The organism is Aerococcus sp. HMSC23C02, assembly GCF_001806805.1.
Taxonomy (GTDB): domain Bacteria; phylum Bacillota; class Bacilli; order Lactobacillales; family Aerococcaceae; genus Aerococcus; species Aerococcus sanguinicola.
Genome location: NZ_KV786060.1, coordinates 326,115 through 338,604, shown reverse-complemented (window position 1 = coordinate 338,604; position 12,490 = coordinate 326,115). Strand labels below are relative to the sequence as shown.

13 protein-coding genes are annotated in these 12,490 nt (G+C 47.6%); all 13 read left to right on the top strand.

The window, feature by feature from the left end; all coding sequences use genetic code 11:
- Positions 1–2 precede the first annotated feature (2 nt).
- The 13 genes from HMPREF3090_RS08275 (at position 3) to HMPREF3090_RS08215 (ending at position 12,457) form a co-directional block, all read left to right on the top strand.
- Positions 3–464 (top strand): NUDIX hydrolase, encoded by a 462-nt coding sequence (locus HMPREF3090_RS08275; protein WP_083272440.1) that lies wholly within the window; start codon positions 3–5, stop codon positions 462–464.
- A 21-nt stretch (positions 465–485) separates the two neighbouring features.
- Positions 486–1,274, top strand: coding sequence for a CpsB/CapC family capsule biosynthesis tyrosine phosphatase (locus HMPREF3090_RS08270; protein WP_143485085.1), 789 nt, complete (start codon positions 486–488; stop codon positions 1,272–1,274).
- Between the two features lie 17 nt (positions 1,275–1,291).
- Complete coding sequence (locus tag HMPREF3090_RS08265; RefSeq protein ID WP_067974691.1) at positions 1,292–2,032, top strand: YveK family protein; 741 nt, start codon at positions 1,292–1,294, stop codon at positions 2,030–2,032.
- 12 nt (positions 2,033–2,044) lie between these two features.
- A complete protein-coding gene (locus tag HMPREF3090_RS08260) occupies positions 2,045–2,779 on the top strand; it encodes a CpsD/CapB family tyrosine-protein kinase (protein ID WP_083272439.1) in 735 nt (244 codons plus the stop codon).
- Positions 2,780–2,980: 201 nt separating this feature from the next.
- The gene (locus HMPREF3090_RS08255; protein WP_070486443.1) at positions 2,981–4,702 is read left to right on the top strand and encodes a phospho-sugar mutase; all 1,722 of its coding nucleotides are present in this window, start codon (positions 2,981–2,983) and stop codon (positions 4,700–4,702) included.
- Between the two features lie 61 nt (positions 4,703–4,763).
- Positions 4,764–5,654, top strand: coding sequence for an RNase adapter RapZ (gene rapZ, locus HMPREF3090_RS08250; RefSeq protein WP_067974697.1), 891 nt, complete (start codon positions 4,764–4,766; stop codon positions 5,652–5,654).
- A complete protein-coding gene (gene yvcK, locus HMPREF3090_RS08245) occupies positions 5,651–6,679 on the top strand; it encodes a gluconeogenesis factor YvcK family protein (protein ID WP_067974700.1) in 1,029 nt (342 codons plus the stop codon). Before rapZ ends, yvcK begins: the two co-directional genes overlap by 4 nt.
- A 15-nt stretch (positions 6,680–6,694) precedes the next feature.
- Complete coding sequence (whiA, locus tag HMPREF3090_RS08240; RefSeq protein WP_067974703.1) at positions 6,695–7,627, top strand: DNA-binding protein WhiA; 933 nt, start codon at positions 6,695–6,697, stop codon at positions 7,625–7,627.
- A gap of 188 nt (positions 7,628–7,815) precedes the next feature.
- Positions 7,816–8,415: an NfeD family protein gene (locus tag HMPREF3090_RS08235; RefSeq protein ID WP_067974705.1), complete on the top strand. Its 600-nt coding sequence runs from the start codon at positions 7,816–7,818 to the stop codon at positions 8,413–8,415.
- Positions 8,408–9,388: a flotillin-like protein FloA gene (gene floA, locus HMPREF3090_RS08230; RefSeq protein WP_067974708.1), complete on the top strand. Its 981-nt coding sequence runs from the start codon at positions 8,408–8,410 to the stop codon at positions 9,386–9,388. Before HMPREF3090_RS08235 ends, floA begins: the two co-directional genes overlap by 8 nt.
- Complete coding sequence (locus HMPREF3090_RS08225) at positions 9,388–9,849, top strand: hypothetical protein (RefSeq protein ID WP_067974711.1); 462 nt, start codon at positions 9,388–9,390, stop codon at positions 9,847–9,849. The genes floA and HMPREF3090_RS08225 overlap by 1 nt, the downstream gene beginning before the upstream one ends.
- Before the next feature lie 98 nt (positions 9,850–9,947).
- Positions 9,948–10,919, top strand: a complete 972-nt coding sequence (locus tag HMPREF3090_RS08220) for a GMP reductase (RefSeq protein ID WP_067974713.1) — start codon at positions 9,948–9,950, stop codon at positions 10,917–10,919.
- 128 nt (positions 10,920–11,047) lie between these two features.
- Complete coding sequence (locus HMPREF3090_RS08215) at positions 11,048–12,457, top strand: aldehyde dehydrogenase family protein (RefSeq protein ID WP_067974717.1); 1,410 nt, start codon at positions 11,048–11,050, stop codon at positions 12,455–12,457.
- The last annotated feature ends 33 nt before the right edge of the window (positions 12,458–12,490 follow it).

The following is a 12,490-nucleotide window of genomic DNA, read 5'->3' as shown; positions in this document are numbered from 1 at the left end:
ACTTGCAATTAACGAGTTTAGTTTATCTGATTGACGGTGATGAGGTTCTTATGCTCCATCGGACTAAGAAAGCTAATGATATCAACCATAATAAATGGTTAGGTGTAGGCGGTAAGTTCGAATGGGGAGAGAGTCCTTTAGAATGTGCCCGAAGAGAAGTGAAGGAAGAAACGGGCCAAGACCTTCTAGAAGCCCAAGCTCGGGGCGTGATTACCTTTTTCTTTGCCGATGACGAGCCCCTCTACATCTTCCTCTATACTGGTCGCTTGGCTTCCCGGCAAGTGATCCAGACCTATGAAGGGGACTTAGAATGGGTTAAGCGCGACCAGATTCCCGATTTAGAACTCTGGGAAGGAGATCGGATTTTCCTTAAGAAATTATTTGAAAGCGACCAGTATATTGATATGAAATTAAGTTATGATGCGGAGAGTCGTTTGCTTGCTTGTGAAGATTTCTCCCACTAGCCTAGTGATTGAGAGGAGTTGATGCGTGTGCTTGTTGATGTTCATACCCATATTCTTCCGGAAGTGGAGGAAGGCTTGCGTTTTGAAGATACCTTGCCCAGGGTCAATCAAATCTTACAAGCAGGCACTAGCCATGTCTTGTCGCTAGCTCCTTACCAGCACGATACGACCATTGCACCGCTCGCTAAATTAGAAGCTGTCGCTGAGGCCTACCAGGAGGCGCTTGACCGCAGAGGCTTGCCCCTCCGTCTTTATCCAGGCCACGAAGCCTTGTTAGAAGCAAGCTTAGCCGATGATGTCTTAGCGGGAAAAGTTTCTTTCGCAGACCTCAACCAACGCTATTTATTCATTCGTTTTCCCGACCAAGATTTGCCTGCCTATACCCAGGAAGTTCTCTTCAGCTTGCTTGCTCATAATATTCGGCCCATTATTAGCCAACCGGAAAAGCAAGCCTGCTTTCAAAACAAGCCCCAGCTCCTTTATGATATTTGTGAGCAGGGTTGCAGTATTCAAGCTTCAGCGACTTCCTTGCTGCCCTCCAGCCCAGATCCCGTTTACCGCTTGACCTGGGACTTGGTTGAGCGCCGCTATCTTCATGTGATTGCCTCAGGGGCTTTCTGTGCTAGCGATTCCTGGCGAGGGGACAGTTTGGCTAGCGTTTACCAATACTTAGAAGAAAAATATGGTGAAAGTTTTAGCTTTGATTTAAAGCAGAATGCCATTAGTTTATTGAATGGGGATCCCATGGTGACCCATTATCAGTTGAAGAAGAAACGGACATTTTTTGACTTCTTCAAGCGCCAAAAGTAAGAAGAAAGGTGGTTCTTATGGCGAAGAAACAGCGCAAACCTCTAACCGAGATTCTAAAAATTATGAAAAATAAGCTGGCCTTTATCATTATGGCAACGGTTATCGGGATGATCCTGGCCAGCCTTATCTCCTTCCTCGTTCTTGAGCCCCAGTATGAAGGGACAGCCCAAGTGATTGTCCACCAAAATACGGAGGAACAAACGACTGCCCCCTTAGCTGACCAGGCCAAGACACTGACCGATACTTATAAGGAAATTGTTGTAACACCAGCTGTCCTGGAACCGGTCGCTCAAGGAGCGGAGGAGGACTTGTCCTACCAGGCTCTGCGTGATCGGGTGCGTGTGACGACCAATGAGGAGTCCCTCGTGCTACAAATTGCAGTGGTCGACCATTCGCCCTACACGGCTTCCGACTTAGCCAACCAGATTGCCTCAAGCTTCGGCAAGCAGGTGAATGAAATCTATCCCAATAGCCAGGTCAAGCAAGTGGCTGATGCAAAAACCCATACAAAAAAAATCCGGCCTAAACCCGTTTGGGATATCTTGATCGGTGGTGGGCTAGCCTTCCTTCTCGCCTCGCTTTGGGCCCTCTGGCAAGCCTACCGCGATAAGACAGTCCGCAGCGAAGAGATTGTCAGCGAGATGGGCTGGCATTTAATTGGGGTCCTACCCGAAATGAGCCAGACAGAAGTACGAGAAACGCGCTTCAAACGGAAGGGCCGGTCAGCTAACTACGACGACAATAAACGTCGCATCTAGGAGGTGTTAAGAATGTTTTCTCGTTTCAAACAAAAAGAAATCGTCAAAAAGAACCGGGAACAGCGCCAAGGTTCCAGCTTGATTACCCTCCAGCGCCCTAATGATATTGTCTCGGAACAGTTTCGGACTATTCGAACCAATATTCAATTCGCCATGGAAGAACAGAAATTCAAATCCATTATGTTTACTTCCTCGGGAGCTTGGGAAGGGAAGTCGACCATTGTAGCCAATATCGCAACGGTAATGGCCGACCTGAACTTACGGGTCTGCATTGTAGACTGTGACCTGCGTAAGCCTACGATTCATAAGACTTTTGACGTGGATGAACCTTCTGGCCTGACCAGTCTGCTGACCCAAAGAGAACTGAAGACCATGAATTATGTCCAATATGTTCCTGAGGCTAATCTCTATGTCTTGCCGGCTGGTCCTAAGCCGCCAAACCCTGCCGAACTCCTGAGTTCTCAGCGGATGGCAGATATCATTGATGAACTGGAGCAGCTCTTTGACTTGGTGATTATTGATACGCCACCGATCCTCTTGGTGACCGATGCCCAGATCATGGCATCACGGGTCGATAATGTCATCTTCGTTTTGCGGGAGAATGTCTCCCAGATTCGCAATGTCCAAAAGTCCAAAGAACTCCTCGATGCTGTCAATGCCAATGTCCTCGGTGCCATCTATAATGGGGCCGTAGGGGATGCGATCAACTCCTACTACGGCTACGGTTACCACGACGAAGAAGTTTAAGAATGATGATTTAGCATGGTCAAGAGCCCAGCTAACTAGGCTTTTGACTATGTTTTTTATTTGCTTAGGCTAATAGCTATCCTAAAAGAGACTGATCTTTGTTAAGGGCTTACATCTTTTGAAAATTAGGATAAGATTAGAAGCCTTTACGGGTAAAATTTGCTATAATATAGGAAAAGAATATGATGAGGAGTGTTAATCATGACTTGGCAAGAAAACTTTAAACACTGGGACGACTTTGAAGACCTCGATCCAACTCTAAGAGAAGAATTAGACACTTTAAAAGAAGATCCCGAAGCTTTGGAAGATGCCTTCTACCAACGAATTGCTTTTGGGACAGCAGGTATGCGCGGACTCATGGGCCCAGGAATTAATCGCTTGAACATCTATACGGTTCGCCTATCTACAGAAGGGCTGGCCCGCTTAATGGAAGATTATGGGGCCGAGGCCAAGGAAGCTGGGGTGGCGATTGCCTATGATGGCCGCCATGATAGCCAGCGCTTTGCCTATGAATCAGCAGCTGTCTTGGCCAAGCATGGTATTCCAACTTACGTTTATGAATCCCTGCGTCCAACCCCAGAGCTTTCCTTTACCGTGCGTAAACTGGAAACCTTTGCGGGGATTATGATTACTGCCAGTCATAATACTGCTGAATATAACGGCTATAAGGTTTATGGCGCGGATGGCGGCCAGATGACGCCTGAAGATGCCGATGCCCTGGTGGCCCACACGGAAGGGGTTGACCTCCTAACGATCCCTAGCTTGTCCCAAGAAGAACTGAAGTCGAGTGATCTCTTAACCATTATTGGAGAAGAGCTTGACCAGAAATACCTGGCCCGGGTAGCAGAAGTGACCATTGACCAAGACCTGGTTAAAGAAATGGGCGACCAAGTAACCATCGTTTACACCCCTCTGCACGGAACTGGTCAAATGCCGGTTTCACGGGCTCTAGACCACGCCGGTTTCGAGTCAGTTGTCTTTGTTGACGAACAGAAGAATCCGGACCCTGATTTCACCTATGCGCCAGATCCTAACCCTGAAGATGCGGCAGCCTTTGAATATGCTATCAAGTACGGGGAAGCAGAAGCAGCTGATATCCTGCTAGCAACCGACCCCGATGCTGACCGGATGGGGGGCGCTGTCCGCCTACCTAATGGCAAGTACCAAATCTTAACCGGGAATCAGATTGGGGCCCTCATGACCCACTACATCCTCCAGGCCAAGAAGGATGCCGATGAATTGCCTGATAATGGTGTTATTTTGAAATCTATTGTTTCATCGGAACTTCCAGCTAAGATTGCAGCGGCCTATGGGGTAGACACCGTTAATACTCTGACTGGCTTTAAGTGGATCGCGGATAAGATCAAACAATATCAAAAAGACCAAAGCAAGACCTTCCTCTTTGGTTTCGAAGAGAGCTATGGCTACCTGGTTAAGCCCTTTGTCCGTGATAAGGATGCCGTTCAAGCTATTCTCCTAATGTCAGAAATGACCGCCTATTATAAAAAACAAGGTAAGACGCCTTATGATGGCCTGCAAGAAATCTTCCAGGAGTATGGTTACTTTAAAGAAAAGACCATTTCTGTTAAACTACCTGGACAGGCAGGTGCCGCTAAGATTGAGCAATTGATGAAGGGCTTAAGAGAAGAACCCCTCAAGGAAATTGCGGGGGTTCAAGTTAAAGCAACTTCTGATTTTGCCGACCAGTCCAAAACTTATGCGGATGGCAAGCAGGAAAGTTTAGACCAAGCCCCATCAAATGTCTTGAAATATGAACTTGAGGATGGGACCTGGATTGCTGTTCGCCCAAGTGGGACCGAGCCTAAGATTAAGTTCTATATTGGCGTAGAGGCAGAGAATGAGTTAGCTGCTCAAAAAGCCCTCAACCAATATGAAGCAGCGATGAAAGAATTTACAGCATAAAAGTTGAATCCAAGCTAGGGCAAAGACCTGGAAAGTCCCATCTTTTTATAGGAGTGATCGAATGACCAAAAATAATATTAAACTTGTGATAATTACGGGGATGAGCGGGGCCGGCAAGACGGTCGCCTTGCAATCCTTTGAAGATATGGGATATTTCTGTGTCGATAACTTGCCACCTTCCCTCTTGACTTCTTTTTGGGACCTCTTGCAAGGTTCGGATACGATCAGTAAGGTTTGCCTAGTGATTGACCTGCGTTCGCGGGATTTCTTTACCGAACTCAACCAAGTCCTTACGAATATGGACCATAAAGATTTTATGAAATTGCAAATTATCTTCCTTGAAGCGAGCGATAGCAAGTTGGTATCGCGTTATAAGGAATCTCGTCGCAGCCACCCGCTCCAACAAGACGGTACAGTTTTAAACGGTATCCAGCGTGAGCGCGAGCAATTAGCTGCCGTTAAGGAAAATTCGCATCTAGTAATCGACACCTCGTCCTTGTCACCGAGGGAGTTGCGGGCAACCTTAATACGTGAATTCCATAGCGGGGATGATGCTATTTTTACGGTAGAAGTGATGTCCTTTGGCTTTAAATATGGAATTCCAATCGATTCAGATATTGTCATGGATGTGCGTTTCCTCCCTAATCCCTATTACCAGACAGAGCTCAGACCGCTGACGGGTCAGGATGCACCGGTCTATGATTATGTCATGGCCCAGTCCGATACCCAGATCTTCTTTGATAAATTTACAGATATGATCGACTTCACTCTGCCACTCTACGAAGCAGAAGGAAAGAGCAGTGTGACGATTGCCATTGGCTGTACGGGAGGCCAGCACCGGTCTGTCGCTTTGACCGAGCGCATTGGAGACCATATCAAAGCGCTGGGCTACAATGTCCATGTTTCCCACCGGGATGCCAGTAAGAGTCAGGCGGCGGTGAAGCATTCATGATTAACCGCGACTTGCTTAACCAAGCCAAGAACGATAAGCTAAAAATTACTGTCATTGGAGGGGGGACAGGCCTCCCCATCCTCCTGTCCGGTCTCAAACAGGCCAATTGTGAGATTACGGCAGTGGTTACAGTCTCTGATAATGGGGGAAGCAGCGGCAGTATCCGGACCTCCCTCAATACCATTCCACCAGGTGATATTCGAAATTGTATTGTGGCCTTATCTGAAGTCGAACAAATCTATAAGGATATTTTCCAATACCGCTTTGCACCAGAAGACCAGGAGTTTTCAGGCCATGCGATTGGGAACCTGATTATTGCTGCCTTAGCTGAGATGCGCGGGGATGTCTTTAGCTCCCTCCGTCTTTTATCGGCGATGATGAAGGTCAAGGGGCGGGTCCTCCCGGCAGCTGAAGAGCCGCTTGTCTTACGGGCCCACTACAATGATGGGCAGACGATTGATGGCGAAACGGAAATTGTTGGCCAGCGCCGGCCAATTGACCGGGTAAGTGTCCACTGTATGCCAGGCAGTCCCTGCCAGGACCGGAAACCCCAAGCAGGTCGTCAAGTGGTCTCGGCCATTCGCGAGGCAGATCTGATTGTTTTAGGACCGGGCTCCCTCTATACCTCGATCCTTCCTAATTTAGTGATTGAAGATATCCGCCAGGCAGTTCTAGAAAGCCCAGCCAAGGTCGTCTATATTTGTAACATTATGACGCAGTTAGGGGAGACGGAGCACTTTTCTGATGCGGACCATGTCCGGGTGATCAATGACCACCTCCAGGCTAAGCGAATTGACTATGCCTTAATCAACAAGGCCCCGGTTCCCTATGAATACATGGAATCTGACCTCACCCCAGAGTACTTGGTCCAGGTGGAAAGAGACCGGGCAGGGATTCTCCAAGAAGAAGCCCAAATTGTTGCAGCTGATTTCCTTGACCTCAGAGAGACAGGCGTGTATCATGATCAAGATAAACTTGTCGAAACGATTTTACGTCTTTATGAAGCGGATAAAGGTTTCGAGTAGAGAGGAATACCAGTCGTGAGTTCATTTGCTGCAGATGTCAAAAAAGAATTAACCCGGATTGAAGTGAGTGTTGCTGAGGCTCAGGCAGAGCTTTCTGCTTTGGTCAGGATGAATGGTTCGATTAACTTATTGAGTCAAGGTCTGGTCTTAAATGTTCAGACAGAGAATGCGGCCATTGCCCGGCGGATATATAGTCTTTTTAAGAAAACCTACCAGGTGACAGGCGAGATTATTGTGCGCCGGAAGATGAAATTAAAAAAGAACAATGTCTATATTGTGCGTATCCATGAAGAAGCCCAGGCCATCTTGTCTGATATGGAGATCCTAGACCGCTTAATGATTATCCCCCAGGTTCCCCAAGCTATTAAAGCGGATCCTAAATTGGCCAAGGCCTATCTACGGGGCGCTTTTCTAGCGGCAGGATCGGTGAATAATCCAGAGACGTCGAGCTATCATCTGGAAATTTATTCCATCCACCAGTCCCACAACCAAGACATTATCGAGCTTATGAACGCTTATGATCTCAATGCCCGGCAGATTGAACGACGGAGCGGCTATATTACCTATCTTAAGGAAGCGGAAAAAATTTCTGACTTCTTAGCCTTACTGGGTGCCACCCAGGCTATCCTTCGCTTTGAAGATGTCCGGGTGATGCGGGATATGCGCAATTCCATCAACCGGATTGTGAACTGTGAGAGCGCTAATTTGAATAAGACGGTCACCGCTGCCGGTAAGCAAATTGAAAATATTAATTATATCGAAGCCCGTGTCGGCTTAGGGGAATTGCCAGTCAAATTACGGGAGATTGCAGAGGCCCGCTTGAAACACCCAGGGGCCAGCTTGAAGGAGCTGGGTGAGACCTTGGAGAGCGGTCCGGTTTCCAAGTCTGGCGTCAACCACCGCCTCCGCAAAATCAACCAATTTGCCGAAGAATTGCGCCGGCAGTAGAGTGTGCAAAATAAGTGCTTTAGCTATGGAGGCACCCCATACAAATTTAGAGAGTTGGTCTTTGGCCAGCTCTTTTTGTATGTCCGAACTTATAACTTAGCTTGTGGATTGCAGGAAACTTGGCAAGTATTGTATACTCGTATCAGAAGATAACCGTCAATGGAAGTTAGGTGGAGGGAGGTCTTAAGATGGCGCTTATCATCTTTATCATTTCTATTCTTTGCTTGGTCTATGGCTTTCAAGGTAAGTACCGATTGGGAGCAAGTGCCTTAAGTTTAGGCTTGGCTTTAGTCGCTCTCTATCTCTGGGATCCGGGCCATTATGCCTTTATCGGTGTCCTGGCCCTAGGCTTAGCCTTAGTGATTTTTGAGGCCTTTTTACCTTCTTTAGGAATCTTAGGGCTGATAGGTCTGGGGATGCTGGCTTTTGAAATCTTCCAGCAGCGCTTGTCTCTCGGCGCTTTAGGCTTTGAAGTTTTGGCTGCTCTTTATTTGGGCCTAGTGACTGCTGTTTTGATGATCCGTCTGGTCCTTGCTAGTCCCCAAGCCCAAACACTTGTCTTAAAAGACCAGCCAGGCTCTCAAGGCAAAAGAGGAGACCAAGAACTTTTATTGGGCCAGCAAGCTAAAGTTGTCGCCCCTTTGAGACCGGTTGGTAAGGTGCGGGTCTCAGACGGTCGGGTAGTTGAAGCGATCAATGAGCAAGATTTTGTTGACCGTGGACAAGCCGTTGAAATTATTGCAGTTCGGACAAAAGACGTGAAAGTGAGGAGAATCGATCATGACTAATGTGTGGTTAGCAGCTTTTCTAGTATTTTTAGCCTTTATCCTGCTTATCCTATTCTTTATCTTTGTGCCTGTGGGCCTTTGGGTAACGGCTCATTTCTCAGGAGTTAAGGTAGGTTTAGGGGACTTAGTGGGCATGCGTTTGCGCCGGGTGAATCCGTCTCGTATTATTAAACCCCTGATTAAGGCGACTAAGGCGGGGCTTGACTTGGACCTCAACGACCTGGAAGCTCATTACTTGGCAGGTGGGGATATTAACATGGTGGTGGATGCCCTGATTGCAGCCCAACGCGCCATGATTGACTTGGAATTCGAACAGGCAGCAGCCATTGACCTGGCAGGCCGTGATGTCTTTGAAGCTGTCCAAGTTTCGGTTAATCCGAAAGTCATTGAAACGCCCGTGATTGCCGGGGTCGCCATGGATGGGATCGAAGTTCGCGCCAAGGCCAAGGTAACGGTGCGGGCCAATATTGAACGCTTAGTCGGTGGGGCAGGGGAATCAACCATCATTGCCCGGGTTGGTGAAGGGATTGTGACGACGGTCGGCTCGTCTAAGACCCATACCATTGTTCTCGAAAACCCTGACTCTATCTCACAAACCATCCTGCGCAAGGGTCTGGACTCAGGAACTGCCTATGAAATTCTCTCCATTGATATCGCTGACGTCGATGTTGGACGCAATATCGGAGCCAAACTGCAAGCCGAACAAGCAGAAGCTGACAAGCGGATTGCCCAAGCCAAGGCTGAAGAAAGACGGGCGATGGCTGTGGCCAATGAACAAGAAAATATCGCCAAGACCCAGGAAATGCGTGCCAAGGTCGTCGAAGCCCAGTCTCAGGTGCCTCTTGCCCTGGCTGAAGCCTTGCGTTCAGGACGTTTAGGAGTGATGGACCATTATCAATTAGAAAATCTCCAAGCTGACACGAAGATGCGTCAGTCCTTTGGGGAAGAGGAAAGCCCAGCAGGTGACGACTAATGTGGGCGTGGGTCTTACTGGCTTATGTTATTTACCGTCTCATTAAAGCTCTAATCCAGGCACTGGGCCCTAGTCAGGAGGCAGCTGAAACAAGTGAAGAGACTGTTGGTGAAGGGGAAGCACTCACCCCCATTGAATTAGAGGAAGGCCACGAAGAAAATGCTGGAACCTATGACCTGGACCAAGATCTAGACTTGGCGCCAATGTCTTCAGATACGACCAACGAAGCGATTGATGATGCCGTTGACCGTTTCCATGAAGACCATGAAGACTTTAAGGCTTACTTGGATGACCATGCCCGAGCTCTTTTGGCAGATCAGGACCAGGCTGCTGCTGATCTTCCGAAGATTAGTTCGAAGAGAGACTCAGGCCCTAAGCGCCGTCCAAGTAAACAAGAGATTCGCCAGGGCTTGAAATGGCAAGTTTTGCTCAACCCACCGCCCAGTCGTCGGAAGAAATAATGAGATTGTTTTAAGGAAAACCTTGCTTTTGTGGCTAATATAGAGTAAAATATTCGGCGGACAATTATAATGAATAGCCAAGCAGAAAGGTGAAAATCGTGCAAACTTTTGATTACGAACAGGTTCAATTAATTCCCGCTAAATGTATTGTGAAAAGCCGTCGCGAATGCGATACAAGTGTTGAGTTTGGTAAACATCGCTTTAAAATTCCGATGGTACCAGCCAATATGCAGACGGTGATTGACGAAGCACTCGCTATCCAATTAGCTGAGAAGGGCTACTTCTACATTATGCACCGTTTCCAACCCGAAAAGCGCCTCGACTTTATCAAAATGATGAATGAAAAAGGCCTCTATGCTTCCATTAGTGTGGGAGTTAAAGATGAGGAGCGCGACTTCATCCGTGAAGTGAAGGCTTCGGGGCAGGCAGTGGATTATATTACGATCGATATTGCCCATGGGCATTCACAAACAGTGATCGATATGATCCGCTTTATTAAGGAAGAATTACCCGATACTTTTGTGATTGCGGGGAATATTGCCACACCAGAAGCTGTTCGCGATTTAGAAAACGCCGGTGCTGATGCGACTAAGGTGGGAGTTGGCCCTGGTCGGGTATGTATAACTAAGATTAAGACTGGTTTTGGGACCGCTGGCTGGCAGCTAGCTGCTGTCCGCCTCTGCGCTAAAGCCGCCCGCAAGCCGATCATTGCTGACGGGGGGATCCGGACCAATGGTGACTTAGCGAAGAGTATCCGCTTTGGAGCCAGCATGGTGATGGTAGGGTCACTCCTTGCCGCCCATGAAGAGTCCCCTGGCGAGCAGGTCGAAGAAGATGGCGTCACTTATAAGGAATACTTCGGTTCAGCTAGCCAATTCCAAAAAGGCATCTACAAAAACGTCGAAGGCAAGCGGATTTTAATTGAGAGCCGGGGCAGCCTCTTCTCTACCTTGAAGGAAATGGAAGAAGACTTGCAGAGCTCAATTTCCTATGCAGGAGGACGCGACTTGGGGGCGCTGCGTACCGTTGACTATGTGGTGGTACCAAGTATTTACAACGGCGACCGGTAATTTATAGGAAAGATATAAGCAATAAGTCGATAATTTCGGCTAAACTGTGTTACAATGAGATAACCCTAAGCTAAATAGAGCAAAAGCTTAGCGTATTCTCATTAAAATCAGAAAGAAGTGATATTGACATGACAGATTATCAATTTTATATTGATGGTGAATGGCGTAATGCCTCATCCAATGAATGGATGGAAGTAAAGAATCCAGCCAATGGTGAAATCGTGGGGCGTGTTCCTCGGGGGACTGCCGATGATATGAATGCTGCGGTTGCAGCGGCAAAAGCGGCCTTCCCAGCATGGAATGAAACCAGTGTGGAAGAACGGACTGCTTTATTGAAAAAAGTGCGTGACGGTATTGCTGACCGCCAAGATGAAATCGCTGATATTATCGTCCAAGAATTAGGCGCACCGATTAGCCTCGCTCGCTCTAAGCATGTCCAACAACCAATCAAAGAAATGGATGACATGTTCGATGACTTAGAAAATGTTCATTTCGAAGAAGATATTGATGGGACGCAAGTGGTTAAGGAAGGCTTCGGCGTAGTAGCTTGTGTGACGCCATGGAACTTCCCATTAACTCAGATTGAACGTAAGATTGGGCCAGCTCTGATTGCGGGTAATACAGTGGTTGTAAAACCTGCGACTGATACCCCAATTACTGCTGTCCTCTTAGCTGAAATTTGCGAGGAAGCCGGCTTACCTAAGGGCGTCTTTAACTTAGTGACAGGCCAAGGTAGCCAAGTTGGCGACGTGCTAACGGAACACAAGGATGTTGATGTCATTTCCTTTACAGGGTCAACAGAAGTGGGCCGCCATCTTTACCAACATGCCAGCTTTACCATTAAAAAGTTAATCCTAGAACTTGGTGGTAAATCCCCATTGATCTATATGCCAGGTGGCGACTTGGACTATGCAGTGAAGAAATCCATGGATACCGTAGTCAATAACTGTGGGCAAACTTGCTCAGCCTTGACTCGTCTCTTGGTTCCTCGCGAGGAATTGGAAGCGGCTAATCAAAGTATTTTGAACTACTATGAAAAGAATGTCGTAATCGGCGATCCGACAGATCCTGATACAGTGGTAGGTCCAGTTGTTTCCGAACGTCAAAAAGAAACCGTTGAATCCTATATTCAAAAGGGTAAAGAAGAAGGCGCACGTGTACTTGTCGGCGGGGGTAAAATCGACCGCGAAGGCCACTATGTTGAACCAACTGTCTTTACCGATGTGGATAACAAGATGGTTATTGCCCAAGAAGAAATCTTCGGCCCAGTTCTCTGTGTCATTCCTTATGACAGCTTAGAAGAAGCCATTGAAATTGCTAATGATACAGAATACGGCCTATCCGGTGCTGTCGTTGGCCCAAGCGATGAAGAAGCTATCGCAGTTGCCCGCAAGATCCGGACCGGCTCTGTCTACATTAACAAATCCGGCAAGAGCAACAAGGCACCATACGGCGGTTACAAACAATCCGGTATCGGACGCGAAAACGGCCGCTACGGCGTCCAAGACTACCTCGAAATCAAATCCATTTATAAATAAAGGGTGTGAGCAAAGGCGGTTAGAAAGGGATGA

Excerpts from the sequence above, each read along its gene's own strand:
- HMPREF3090_RS08215 (WP_067974717.1), top strand. The coding sequence starts at position 11,048 with ATGACAGATTATCAATTTTATATTGATGGTGAATGGCGTAATGCCTCA.
- yvcK (WP_067974700.1), top strand. The coding sequence starts at position 5,651 with ATGATTAACCGCGACTTGCTTAACCAAGCCAAGAACGATAAGCTAAAA.
- rapZ (WP_067974697.1), top strand. The coding sequence starts at position 4,764 with ATGACCAAAAATAATATTAAACTTGTGATAATTACGGGGATGAGCGGG.
- HMPREF3090_RS08260 (WP_083272439.1), top strand. The coding sequence starts at position 2,045 with ATGTTTTCTCGTTTCAAACAAAAAGAAATCGTCAAAAAGAACCGGGAA.
- HMPREF3090_RS08235 (WP_067974705.1), top strand. The coding sequence starts at position 7,816 with ATGGCGCTTATCATCTTTATCATTTCTATTCTTTGCTTGGTCTATGGC.
- HMPREF3090_RS08255 (WP_070486443.1), top strand. The coding sequence starts at position 2,981 with ATGACTTGGCAAGAAAACTTTAAACACTGGGACGACTTTGAAGACCTC.
- HMPREF3090_RS08265 (WP_067974691.1), top strand. The coding sequence starts at position 1,292 with ATGGCGAAGAAACAGCGCAAACCTCTAACCGAGATTCTAAAAATTATG.
- HMPREF3090_RS08270 (WP_143485085.1), top strand. The coding sequence starts at position 486 with ATGCGTGTGCTTGTTGATGTTCATACCCATATTCTTCCGGAAGTGGAG.
- floA (WP_067974708.1), top strand. The coding sequence starts at position 8,408 with ATGACTAATGTGTGGTTAGCAGCTTTTCTAGTATTTTTAGCCTTTATC.
- HMPREF3090_RS08225 (WP_067974711.1), top strand. The coding sequence starts at position 9,388 with ATGTGGGCGTGGGTCTTACTGGCTTATGTTATTTACCGTCTCATTAAA.